The sequence below is a fragment of the Paenibacillus sp. S150 genome (assembly GCF_019352175.1).
Taxonomy (GTDB): domain Bacteria; phylum Bacillota; class Bacilli; order Paenibacillales; family Paenibacillaceae; genus Paenibacillus_AQ.
Map to the genome: position 1 here is coordinate 1 of NZ_JACBYI010000076.1, position 11,270 is coordinate 11,270.

General features: G+C 56.1%; 9 protein-coding genes. 4 read left to right on the forward strand and 5 right to left on the reverse strand.

Annotated features, from left to right (window positions below; genetic code table 11):
• The first annotated feature begins 465 nt into the window (after nt 1-465).
• Nucleotides 466-1,605: an FAD-dependent oxidoreductase gene (locus tag HYD27_RS31305; RefSeq protein ID WP_309242157.1), complete on the forward strand. Its 1,140-nt coding sequence runs from the start codon at nt 466-468 to the stop codon at nt 1,603-1,605.
• A 351-nt stretch (nt 1,606-1,956) separates the two neighbouring features.
• On the opposite strand, the gene abc-f is transcribed toward HYD27_RS31305, so the two are convergent.
• Nucleotides 1,957-3,969, reverse strand: a complete 2,013-nt coding sequence (abc-f, locus tag HYD27_RS31310) for a ribosomal protection-like ABC-F family protein (RefSeq protein ID WP_219221690.1) — start codon at nt 3,967-3,969, stop codon at nt 1,957-1,959.
• A gap of 202 nt (nt 3,970-4,171) precedes the next feature.
• Entirely contained in the window at nt 4,172-4,339 is a 168-nt protein-coding gene (locus HYD27_RS31315; RefSeq protein ID WP_219221691.1) for a hypothetical protein, read from the reverse strand.
• Between the two features lie 267 nt (nt 4,340-4,606).
• On the opposite strand from HYD27_RS31315, the gene HYD27_RS31320 reads away from it, so the two are divergent.
• The gene (locus HYD27_RS31320; protein ID WP_219221692.1) at nt 4,607-4,984 is read left to right on the forward strand and encodes a PH domain-containing protein; all 378 of its coding nucleotides are present in this window, start codon (nt 4,607-4,609) and stop codon (nt 4,982-4,984) included.
• A gap of 19 nt (nt 4,985-5,003) precedes the next feature.
• On the opposite strand, the gene chrA is transcribed toward HYD27_RS31320, so the two are convergent.
• A complete protein-coding gene (gene chrA / locus HYD27_RS31325; protein ID WP_219221693.1) occupies nt 5,004-5,543 on the reverse strand; it encodes a chromate efflux transporter ChrA in 540 nt (179 codons plus the stop codon).
• The gene (chrB, locus tag HYD27_RS31330; protein ID WP_309242158.1) at nt 5,543-6,121 is read right to left on the reverse strand and encodes a chromate efflux transporter ChrB; all 579 of its coding nucleotides are present in this window, start codon (nt 6,119-6,121) and stop codon (nt 5,543-5,545) included. The genes chrA and chrB overlap by 1 nt, the downstream gene beginning before the upstream one ends.
• Nucleotides 6,122-6,359: 238 nt before the next feature.
• On the opposite strand from chrB, the gene ggt reads away from it, so the two are divergent.
• Complete coding sequence (gene ggt / locus HYD27_RS31335; protein ID WP_219221694.1) at nt 6,360-7,937, forward strand: gamma-glutamyltransferase; 1,578 nt, start codon at nt 6,360-6,362, stop codon at nt 7,935-7,937.
• 574 nt (nt 7,938-8,511) lie between these two features.
• Here ggt and HYD27_RS31340 read toward each other — a convergent pair.
• Nucleotides 8,512-8,835, reverse strand: a complete 324-nt coding sequence (locus HYD27_RS31340) for a hypothetical protein (RefSeq protein ID WP_219221695.1) — start codon at nt 8,833-8,835, stop codon at nt 8,512-8,514.
• Nucleotides 8,836-9,377: 542 nt separating this feature from the next.
• Here HYD27_RS31340 and HYD27_RS31345 point away from each other — a divergent pair.
• Nucleotides 9,378-10,568, forward strand: a complete 1,191-nt coding sequence (locus tag HYD27_RS31345) for an amidase (RefSeq protein WP_219221696.1) — start codon at nt 9,378-9,380, stop codon at nt 10,566-10,568.
• Nucleotides 10,569-11,270: the final 702 nt, after the last annotated feature.

Sequence of the window (11,270 nt, forward strand, 5' to 3'; positions counted from 1 at the left end):
ATGCGCTCTGTCCACTCATACTGGCGTTGTTCGGCTTTGGTCATCTGGCAAATCTCCTCGATTTAAGATACGCCTATGATCTCATGCTTTGCCGGGGGTTTATAGGTGGGTTAGGTTTGACGCTTACTGTGAGTGCGTGGATTGAAATTACAAAAGCTAGACAATGAAGGTTTGGCCAACCGAGTCGCACTCCATGTGAGTGCGTGGATTGAAATATCGTGGGCGCTCTGTATCCCGGAGAAGCCCCGGAGTCGCACTCCATGTGAGTGCGTGGATTGAAATCATGGCGGGCAGTGGTGATGATGTCTATAATTTCCGTCGCACTCCATGTGAGTGCGTGGATTGAAATAGATACGTAAGCGCTGCAGCCAGCGAATATTTGTCGTCGCACTCCACGCGAGTGCGTGGATTGAAAGTGCTACGGTGCCCGTTCATGCGGAGACGGCTGACAATGAAGTGTAGGCGGTGACGGTCCTGCATAAGGAGAGCGGGGCAGAGATCCGGCTGTACGGCGCTTACTATCTGGACGCAACGGAATGCGGGGATTTGCTGCCGCTTGCCGGTGCCGAGCATGTCAGCGGTGCGGAATCACGGAGTGAGACAGGGGAGCCGCATGCGCTGGAAGAAGCGGACCCGCTCGATATGCAGTCGATTACGCACGTGGCCGCCGTCGATTATTTGCCGGACGGCGATTTCACGATTGAGCGCCCTGAGGCATATGACTATTGGCGGAATTATGTTCCATCCTTTTCCCTGTACCCGATCCTCAGTTGGTACGCATCCGATGCGAGTGATACAACGAAGCTGAAGCAGTTCACCATGTTTCCGAATGAAGAGGGGATTGTGTCTCTCTGGGATTATCGGCGGATTGTCGATCCGTCTATCTGGAGCCTGCCGCTGAACGTTGGTGAAGTAACCCTGCTCAACTGGGCGCTGAACGATTATTATGATGGTCCGCTGGTTGGCGTGTCATCAAGGGAGCGGGAGCGGCATTTGAAGGCGGCCAGGCAACTGACGCTGTCACTCGTCTACTGGCTTCAGACGGAGGCTCCGCGCTTGGATGGCGGAAAGGGCTATCCGGGCGTGAGGCTGCGCGGGGATGTGCTCGGGACAGAGGACGGGCTGGCGAAATCCCCCTACATACGGGAGGCAAGACGAATCTGCGGGCTGTACACAATTGCCGAGCAGGATGTGAGCAAAGAGCTGCGCGGAGAGGCAGGCCCCATGCGTTATGAGGACAGCGTGGGTGTCGGCAGCTATCATCTGGATCTTCATCCCACGACGGCGTCCCAGCGCACGTTCTACATTCCAAATCATCCGTATGAAATTCCGTTGGGCTCGCTGATTCCCGTTCGTGTCAAGAACTTGCTCCCGGCCTGCAAAAATATATCGATGACGCAGATCGCAAACGGGTGCTACCGCCTGCATCCGACCGAGTGGAACATCGGCGAAGCCGCAGGGCTTTTGGCCGTCTACGCCTGCACTCATAATGTTCTGCCGCGCGAGGTCTGCGGGTCGAAGATCCATCTTAAAGCTTATCAGCAGCTTTTAACAGACTGTGGCGTGCAGCTTCACTGGACGGAAGAGGAGCTGGAAATGCAGTAGGCAAGAAGGACTGTACGTTCTGTAAAACAGACTTCAGTTAGGGCGGCAACGGAGATCAACCGGAAAATATGCCGGGATGATTAAGATGCAGAAGAAACGGAGGCGTTATGCGCCTCCGTCTTTTGTGCGCTTGGCAGCGCATCGTGCTAACGGGTGAAAGTCCCGAGTACGCCGCGAGATGGCGGAAGTACACCGTGGTTTGAGGAAATAAAACTTTGCAGTCTGACGTACGGATCTGTGAGAGGCCCATGTCAGCGACATGGGCTACTCTATTGAAATTATAAATTCTCGCAGACCACCCGCATGCCGGGATTGAATGACATTCAAAGTATTCATCCGTTCCTTTACGGTTTATTGGTCAGCTTCAATCATCCAGCAGGCATACAGTTCATCCAGCTTCTCTTGAGCGGCTTGCCGGGCATACTGCAGCTCTGCGAGCTTCACCGCATCACTGGAGATGCCTGGATCAAGCATTTTGGCATCAATGGAGCCGAGCTGCTCTTCGGCTGCGGCAATCTTCTGCTCCCAGTAGTCTTGGGGGCGGGACTTGCCGGAGACGGCGGCGGACGAAGAAGTGCTGCGTCCGGCATCCCCGCGGGTGGAGAACGCCGCTTGTGGTGAACCGTCTGGCTTGGCGGAGGAATGCTTGCTGCCGGATTTGGGTGCGTTGTCCTTCTGCCGGGGTTTATTGACACTGCTGTTGTATGACGCTATTCCATCTGCGCCTGCCTTCCCGGCCTGCTTTTCCTTGTAGTATTCGTAATTTCCGGAGAAGGCGGTGAATCTTCCTTCTGTGATGGACCAGAGCTTCCCGAAGCAGCGGTTGATGAAATAACGGTCATGGGAGACCGCCAGCACGGTGCCGGGAAATTCCTCCAGCGCTTCTTCCAGCGCCTCGCGGGAGTCAATGTCCAGATGGTTGGTCGGCTCATCGAGAATAAGCAGATTCGGGCGGCGGTGCATCAGCACGGCGAACCGCAGCCGTGTCCATTCTCCGCCGGAGAGGCTGGCAATGCTCTTGAACACATCGCTTCCGTAGAAGAGAAAACGCGCCAGCTGTCCCCGTGCTTCACCTTCCTCCAGGCCCGCTTCTCCGCGGAAATACCGCAGCACCGACAGTGTCCCGTCTTCGGGAACGGCCTCCTGTGCCAGGTAGCCGACAACCGCTCTGGAAGCGAGTGTGCAGCTTCCGGCATCCGGCAGCTCGTGGCCCAGAATGATCCGCAGCAGCGTACTCTTGCCGGCACCGTTGCCGCCGATCAGCGCAGCAGTCTCTCCATACCGCAAAATTTCACTCACCCCGGAGAAGAGGGAGCGATCTCCGTAGCCTTTGCTGATCCGGTCAAGAATGACAACCTGATTGCCGGTGCGGTCTTCCTGCTGCAGCTGCAAATCCATGGCTCTGCGCTCCAAAATTGGCCGTTTGACCTTCACCATCCGGTCCAGCGCCTTCTGCATCGAGGCGGCCCGGCGGTGGAAGGAAGGGTTGGGCGGATTGGAGCGGTTGCCCCATTCAATCAGCCGTTTGATGCTTTCCTGCATCTGCCTGATTTTTTTCTGCTGCTCCTGGTAGTCGGCAAATTGCCGCAGCAGCAGGGCTTCCTTCTCGATCTGATATCCGCTGTAATTGGTGTGGAAGGTGTAGGCTTCGCCATCTTCAATCTCTATTACTTTCTTGACTACGGCATCGAGGAAGTAACGGTCATGGGAAATCGCCAGCACGGTGCCATCATAGTCCTGCAGGAACTGCTCCAGCCATTCGATGGCTTCCATATCCAGATGATTCGTCGGCTCATCCAGCAGCAGGATGCCGGGGCGGTGCAGCAGCAGCTCGGCCAGGCCGACTTTGGTTTTCTCTCCGCCGGAGAGGGAAGAGAAGCGGCGGTTGTACTGCCCGGTCCCGATTCCAAGCCCGGCCGCGACACGCTGGATGGAGGCTTCAATCTCATAGCCTCCGGCCGCTTCGAATTTCTCCTGCAGCGTGCCATATTCCCTGAGCAGCCGATTCCAGCCCTGTTCGCTGCTTCCGGCATCCGGAGAAGACATTGCCAGCTCCAGCTCACGCAGGCGGGCCTGCCACTGCAGCGGTTCGGTGAAGCTGCGCTGCAGGACGGCGTAGACCGTCTCATCGTCGCTTACTTCCTGGATCTGCGCCAGCAGCCCTATAATGCTGCCTCTGCGGATGGAGATTTGTCCCTGGTCAGGGCGTTCTTCCCCGCTCAGCAGATGGAAGAGGGTGGTTTTGCCGCAGCCGTTGCGGCCAATGAGGCCGATTTTTTCGCCCTGGCGGATATCGAAGGTGATGCTCTTCAAGACGAGCTGGGCACCGTGGTATTTTTGGACATTTTGACATGAGATGATCATGGGTATTCTCCTTTTTAAGAATGCCCTGTCACTGCTTGCGCATCATTCGGAAAAATAAGCAGAAACGGCTACGCCGTCCTTCTAAGGGACGGGGTGTTTCAGCGAGAAATAGAAGGATCATTTAGTATGCCAAGCATATAAATTCTTATATTTCAAAAAAAGACCGCAGGGAAATTCCCCGCGGCCTTGTTCGTTCTCCGGTCTAAAGCATCCGTTGAAGCGCAGGCAGGAAAGGCATTTCACAATGTTGTAGTGTTATTGAATTCTTGTAAATGGACAGACTTCTCCCGTTGTCGGCATTTACATGAATGATGCCAGCCATAATATTAATCAGCCGGCTGCTGACACTATTGGTCCGATTGTAATCCATTCCTCCTGCACCTCCTTCATCCAAATTTAGAATCAGTTTAACCAATTAACGATGAATATGCAAGTCAGAAGAAACGGCTTCGCCGTCCTCTGAAAGAGGCGGCACCGGTTTCTCCAAAAATAGAAGGATAATTGATAGTGTGAAACATATAAATTCTATATTTTGAAAATGTGCTATGCCCGTGCATATCTGATGGAGTGCGCAAGTAGTATGAGTATATGGCGGAGGACCATTTGCCAAATCAGACAAGGAAACGGGGACTCTTCTATGGCGCTTTTTAACGGATTGCTGGGGAATGCGACCCAGGTTGCGCTGACGGATGTCCAGCGGGAGTACGCACAGATTCTTGCTCCGCAGGAAAAGATCGAGCGGGCCTACAAGCTGGTCAGGGATATGTTCATTTTTACGGATAAACGGCTGATTCTTGTTGACAAGCAGGGGGTGACGGGCAAAAAGACGGAGTATCATTCCGTCCCGTACAAAAGCATCTCCCATTATTCGGTGGAGACGGCCGGACACTTTGATCTGGATGCGGAGTTGTGTCTCTATGTCTCGGGAAGCGCGCTGCCGCTGAAAAAAACCTTCAATAAATCTGTGAATATATACGAGGTGCAGGCTGTGCTGTCCCAGTATATTTTGAAGTGAAAGCCGGCGGCTCTCCCTGCTAGACAATATAACGGAGCACAAGCCCGCCATAGGCAAAAGCGGCCACAATCACCAGTGCAGGATGAAGCTTAAGCTTCTGCATCGCCCAAAAGGCGATTGCGGCAATGATCAGCGTCTGCAAGCTGCCAATGGATTCGGCGGGGCCTTTGGCCATTTTCAGGGTAAGTGTAACCATCATAATGGCAATTACGGGCTGTACAAGCAGGGTCATGCCTTTTACTACGGGCGACTGCTTGTATTTGTGCATGAAGCCAAGCAGGACAATCAGCGCCGCAGCGGAAGGAAGCACGGTAGCGAGCAGCGCTGCGGTCAGCCCCGGCCAGCCGTAGACATCATAGCCGACGAAAACGGCGATTTTGGTGGCAATCGGTCCGGGCAGAGCGTTGCCCAGCGCCAGCATATTTGAGAATTCCTGATCGGTAAGCCAGCCGTAATGCGGAACAATTTCCTCATACATGAGCGGAATGGAAGAGGGACCGCCGCCGTATCCCAGCAGATTGGCCATAAAGAAGCCGTAGATTAGTTTCAGCCATTCCATCAGGCGGTCCCCCCTTTATTTTTCTTCGCCAAAATCCGGTAATGCACGGTCCCATAGCCGAGAAAGAGCACAATTACAATTGCCGGATGCAGATGAAGAACTTCGAGCAATATCAGGGCAAGCACCAGAAAGGCGGCTCCGGTCCGCTTGCCGAGGCCCTTGAAGGCTTTCTGGGCAAACTCCCAGGCCATGAGTCCCAGCATAACCGCAATCACAGGCGAGACGGCGGCGATCATTCCGGCAACCACCTTGGAGCCGCTCAGGTAATTGACAGCAGAGAGCAGGGCGATCATGGCGATGCCGCTTGGAAGGATGTGCGCCAGCACGGAGAGGATTGCGCCTCTGACTCCCTTCAGCCTGTAGCCGAGATAGGCGGCCATCTTGGTGGCGATGGGGCCGGGCAGCGCGTTGGCGATCGCCAGCGTTTCCCCGAATTCATCATCGGTCAGCCAGGCGTAACGGGTCACGGCATCATGGCGGATCAGGGGAATCACGGAAGGCCCCCCGCCATAGCCGATAATGCCCGTCCGGCACATGGCGACAGTGATTTGTATATATTGGTTGTCTTTTAGGTTCACGTGAAATCCTCCTGGCAATTTTAAAAACCGCTTTGAAAGCGATAGTCTGGTATTGGAGCTTATTCTATACAATTCACCGGTTTACAGCTACACTGCGGAAGCCGGTCCTCCAAAACTTTGTGCATGGCTCACAAAAAACAGGAGGGCTGCGTGCGTTTTGTTTAAACCGATTGACAAAGGTTTTTACGGTGCTGTTAAATGACACTAACTTGAATGAGAGGAATGGGAGATGGGCAGCATGACGACAGGTCCTGTAATCGGCACAAAAACGATGGTGGTCAGCCCCCATTACTTGGCATCCGCCGCCGGAGCAAGAACGCTGCAAAAGGGCGGCAACGCCTTCGATGCGGCGGTAGCGGTCAGCGCCGCGCTCGCTGTGGTCTATCCGCATATGACGGGGCTGGGCGGCGATGCCTTCTGGCTTACCTACAGCGCCGGCGAGGGGCGCGTCCGGGCCTACAACGGCAGCGGACGTTCCGGCTACGGCGTCCGCAGGGACTGCTACGCCGGCGAGGCTGCAATTCCGAGACGGGGTGTGCGCAGTGCCATAACGGTACCCGGAATGGCGGACAGCTGGTCAGCGGTCCAGCGCGAGTATGGACGCTTGACCCTGGGGGAGGTGCTGGAGCCGGCGATCGGCTACGCCGCCGGCGGTTTTCCGCTGTCGCCGGACCAGAGGAGCAATACTGTGCTTGCCGGAGCGGCGCTGTCCCCGGAAGCGGCGGCGGTCTATCTTCCCGGCGGCGCGGTTCCGGCCGCCGGCGGCAGGTTTGTGCAGAAGCAGCTCGCCGGGTCGCTGCGGCTCCTGGCCGGGGGCGGCCGGGATGCTTTTTATAAAGGAAAGATCGCCGAGGATATTAGTCATTATATGCAGGCTTCCGGCGGGTATCTCACCCGGGAGGATTTGGCTGACCATCAGGGGAACTGGGATGAGCCGGTATCTACGGATTATCACGGGCATACGGTCTTCCAGGTCCCGCCGAACTCCCAGGGCTTCACCGCGCTGATGGCGCTGAATATTCTGGAACGCTACAGCTTTGGGGATATCGCTCATGGCTCCTTTGAATATTATCACCTGCTCGTAGAGGCGCTGAAGCTGAGCTTCCGCGACCGTGACCGGGTGCTTACCGATCCTGCATTCAGCCGGATTCCGCTGGAGCAGCTGCTGGATAAGGCGTACGCTGCGCAGCTGGCCGCTTCGATTTCCCCTGCGCAGGCTGAACCGCTGGGCAGTGAGCCGGTGGGCCGGGATACCGCCTATGCGGCGGTGGTCGACGCTGAGGGGAACGCGGTTTCCTTCATTCAAAGCCTCTATTTCGAATTCGGCTCGGGTGTCGTCGCCGGAAATACGGGGATTCTGCTGCAGAACAGAGGCTCGTTTTTCTCGCTGGACCCCGGGCACATCAATACGCTGGAGCCGCACAAGCGTACGTTCCACACGCTGATGCCGGCTATGGCCTGCCTCGATGGCAAGCCGGCCTATCTTTACGGCACACAGGGCGGCGAAGGACAGCCGCAAACCCAGAGCCTGCTGCTGACCCGGATGCTGCATTACGGCATGGACCCGCAGGCGGCGGTGGACGCGCCGCGTTTTGTCTGGGGCAGAACCTGGGGCGAGCCGACCCAGGAGCTGAAGGTGGAGAACAGGGTTGCGCCCGAGGTGCTCGGCAAGCTCGCCGGTGCCGGACATCTGGTGCGCCCGGTGGGGGACTATGATGGAATTGTGGGCCACGCGCACGCGATTTCCATCGACGCGAACGGCTACCGCAGCGGAGGGACGGACCCGCGCTGCGATGGGGCGGCGATTGGCTGGTAGGCGGGTGAACGGGGTGTATAGCATTTGAGCCTGAACAGGCAAGAAGGGGCAATCCAGAGGTTAGCGGATTCGAAACTCTTTTCAAGCGAAGCTTCGGTCGGGGGATTCTGTTGTGTTTTCTGCAGCGGATGTCTTCTCAATTGTCCGGAAAACCGAAGCTATATAGATTGAACTTAAAAACATCATCGAAAAAGGAAGAGTGGCGGAAGGGAAGTTTGGAACTGTAGGAGCGGAAGCGTCCGCCTTTGTCTGCGGATTTCCACCGCGAACAGCGGTATTAAATCAAGAAATCTGCAGATGGGCAGCGGCCGGAAGTCCAAACATTCTCTGGAGTCACGACCCAACCTAAACTATAATAATTACAAATTCAATCTATATAGTGCAGCGGTTCAGAAGTTCTTTCCCCTCTGTTAGAATTCTAAAGGAAAATAAGGCAAATCAAAGCGCTTCGGTCCATTTGCACTGCCTTGCGAACCACAAGGATTAATGGGAAGCGACTCCCTTGCAGGGGAAGAGCTTTGTGCCTTTGCTGTGTAAGCAAGCCCGCCCGTAACGAGGGGGGAACTTGAGCGCTTCAGCTATTAGCCAGTTGCTCGGCTCCAACAACGGTATTTCTGCCGTTATTTCCGTGCGATCTGGCCAGACGGGCTTCAACAACGGCATATCTGCCGTTATTTCCGTGCGATTTGGCCAGACGGGCTTCAACAACGGCATATCTGCCGTTATTTCCGTGCGATCTGGCCAGACGGGCTCCAACAACGGCATATCTGCCGTTATTTCGGAGCAATCTGGCTAGACGAGCTTCAACAACGGCATATCTGCCGTTATTTCCGTGCGATCTGGCCAGACGGGCTCCAACAACGGCATATCTGCCGTTATTTCGGAGCAAACTGGCCAACCGGGCTTCAACAACGGCATATCTTACGTTATTTCCGGGCCTGGTGCAACTCTCGTAAGTTCTTTCCTCGTAACCCCCTTGTTTACATGGGGGAACGAATTTACGAGACGTTGCACTAGTGTACTTTGTACAGCAGAATTAGGTAAGAACGGTGGTTTTGATCCCCGCGCCCATATTCTGCTGCACAAAATACAGCAGAATGCGATTCGCCGCTGAACAAGGAGCATTCTATCCTGAAATAACATTGTCCGGAGTGAGGGCATTGTTATGGAAGCCTCGAATTTGGCGAGGCCCAATTGAGGGACTTCCCCGAAAATTTCATCGTTTGAAGCGCCGCAATAGAGCGGCATGGATGTCTGTTGCAGAAAGTGCAAGCAGAGGATAAAGCTGCTATGGGCAACGGATATAATTTGGTCAAGAATTACAGCTAATGCTGCATTGGACTCAAGTAATGGCCTGTGGTTTCCGGGAATCCGGCTAAAGCTTGGGTCTGGAGACTGCTTCTGATTCGAAATACTGTTCAGGGAGGAGCGTGGGAAGAGATGGGGCGCATTAATCCAAATGGCGCATTTGGCGCATTTATAGAACCTGATCTGGTGGCCGCCGGCTCGGAGACCGGGGCGCTGGCCGGGCTTGCCTTTGCTGTCAAGGATGTATTCGCGGTGGCCGGTCACCGTTCCTCGGCGGGCAATCCGGACTGGCTGCGCACCCACCAGCCGTCGTTGACGCATGCGGCAGCGATCCGCAAGCTGCTGCAGTCGGGGGCGAGTCTCCGGGGAGCTGCGCATACCGATGAGCTGATGTACAGCCTCGGGGGGGAGAATTATCACTATGGCACGCCGGTTAATCCGCGTGCCGAAGGCCGCATTCCCGGCGGCTCCTCCAGCGGTTCGGCGGTGGCGGTGGCCTCCGGCAGTGTGGATTTTGCCCTGGGGACGGATACGGGAGGCTCCGTCCGCGTGCCTTCGTCGTACTGCGGTGTATACGGCTTCCGCCCGACGCACGGGGCGGTGGAGATGGAAGGCGTGATTCCGCTCGCACCGGGCTTCGACACCGTGGGCTGGATCGCGGACAGCCCGGAGCTGCTGCTGCGGGCCGGGGAGGTCCTGCTCGGCGGGGCAGCTCCGGGCAGCAGGGACGGCACGATGGGCACGCTGCATATCGTGCCGGAGGCTTGGGCGCTGGCCGGTGCGGAGAGCACGGCCGGCCTGAAGCGCGGCCTGCGGAGGCTGGAGGCCGGTGCGGGACGGTCCGGCGCGGCAGAGATCGCGCCGGAGGGGCTGAAGACATGGATGGATGTCTTCAGGGAACTGCAGGGCGCCGAGATATGGGCGACCCATGGGGCGTGGATTGAGCGGGTGCAGCCGCTCTTCGGCCCTGATATCGCCGCCCGCTTCGCATGGGCGGCAGGCCTGGCCGGGCAGGACCACAGCCGCGCGCAGGCGATGCGCGCGGAGATTGCCGCCCGGCTGCGGCAGTTGCTCGGAGAGGACGGATGCCTCGTCCTCCCAACCGTGCCCGGGCCCGCACCGCTGCGCGGCGGGGATCTGGCACAGCTGGAGCTGAACCGCAGCGGCGCGATGATGCTCAGCTGCATAGCCGGCTTAGCCGGTCTGCCGCAGGTTACGCTCCCCATATCAGGCCCCGGCGGCTTGCCGCTCGGATTGTCCGTGATCGGCGGACACGGGCAGGATCTGCGTCTGCTCTCCTGGGTCCGGGGTGTATGGCAATAAAAACTATACATGTACAATTAGAACTTCCGCTTTGCTGACCATGCAAAGCGGGAGTTTTTTTAAAATAGAATTTATATGCTTGGCACACTAAATGAAATGATCCTTCTATTTCCCGCTGAAACACTCTGTCCCTTATAAGGACGGCGAAGCCGTTTTCACTTGCGCAGGATATACGTAGGCTTTTGGAGTGGACGGCTCCGCGAACGGAGCGTTGTCTGGGTCGCTGTGCTCTCCAGATTTTTTTCATTCCCCTTAGCGGTGAAAATCCGGAGACCCAGGCGGCCGCTGCCGCTGTTCTACAATCCGTCCGTCCGCTCCTCTGTTTAAGCGGGAGGTGGTTCTGTAATCTTTAAAAAACACAATAAAGAAACTTAATGTATATGAATGGAACCGGCTTATATGAAATGAACCGGAGAACCTGAACACGCTGATGGAACGCAAGGAGATTCATAGGGAACGGAAGCGAAGTGTAAAAAGTAACACTAATAGGCTGGAATTCTGGCTTGAACGGGCTTTAGTGGGATTTTGTACACTTCATGGAGGCCCGTTCACCCCAAACGGCTGATTTCAGCCGAATTAGTTGTACTTTTTCCAGGCCTGTTGATTAGCTAAATTATGGATGAGGAAAAACCAGATCGTTTGCTAAATAGACCCTCCATTCCACGGGTAAGGTTTGTAAACTAAACAAGCGACCAAAATCGG

Excerpts from the sequence above, each read along its gene's own strand:
- chrA (WP_219221693.1), bottom strand. The coding sequence starts at position 5,543 with ATGGAATGGCTGAAACTAATCTACGGCTTCTTTATGGCCAATCTGCTG.
- HYD27_RS31315 (WP_219221691.1), bottom strand. The coding sequence starts at position 4,339 with ATGGATTACAATCGGACCAATAGTGTCAGCAGCCGGCTGATTAATATT.
- ggt (WP_219221694.1), top strand. The coding sequence starts at position 6,360 with ATGACGACAGGTCCTGTAATCGGCACAAAAACGATGGTGGTCAGCCCC.
- HYD27_RS31345 (WP_219221696.1), top strand. The coding sequence starts at position 9,378 with ATGGGGCGCATTAATCCAAATGGCGCATTTGGCGCATTTATAGAACCT.
- HYD27_RS31320 (WP_219221692.1), top strand. The coding sequence starts at position 4,607 with ATGGCGCTTTTTAACGGATTGCTGGGGAATGCGACCCAGGTTGCGCTG.
- abc-f (WP_219221690.1), bottom strand. The coding sequence starts at position 3,969 with ATGATCATCTCATGTCAAAATGTCCAAAAATACCACGGTGCCCAGCTC.